Below are 506 nucleotides of genomic sequence, written 5' to 3'. Positions count from 1 at the left end.
GTCTGTCGGGGTTGTAGGACGTCTCACACGGAGTGAGAAAGGCGAGGGATAGGTGAAGTGGTTCTGGAAAGACCCGCGATAAAAGGTAACAGCCCTGTAACCGAAATCCTTCGCCCTCCGAGACGGATCCTGAGTACCGCGGGACACGTGAAACCCCGTGGGAAGCTGGGAGGACCACCTCCCAAGGCTAAATACTCCCTGGCGACCGATAGTGAACCAGTACCGTGAGGGAAAGGTGAAAAGCACCCCGGGAGGGGAGTGAAAGAGAACCTGAAACCGTGTGCTTACAATCAGTCGGAGCTCCTTTGAGGAGTGACGGCGTGCCTTTTGTAGAATGAACCGGCGAGTGACGGTTGCGTGCGAGGTTAAGGTGAGAAGCCGGAGCCGCAGCGAAAGCGAGTCTGAACAGGGCGCATGAGTACGTAGTCGTCGACCCGAAACCGGGTGATCTACCCATGTCCAGGGTGAAGTTCCGGTAACACGGAATGGAGGCCCGAACCTTTTGG

1 rRNA gene is annotated in these 506 nt (G+C 56.9%); it reads left to right on the top strand.

What is annotated here, in order from left to right:
- A 23S ribosomal RNA gene (locus I8U19_RS17150) occupies positions 1 to 506 on the top strand; the annotation flags it as partial.

The sequence above is a fragment of the Thermoactinomyces sp. CICC 10523 genome (assembly GCF_016055105.1).
GTDB lineage: Bacteria > Bacillota > Bacilli > Thermoactinomycetales > Thermoactinomycetaceae > Thermoactinomyces_A > Thermoactinomyces_A daqus.
The sequence above is the reverse complement of the archived record's forward strand: the minus strand, read 5'-3'. Positions and strand labels throughout refer to the sequence as shown.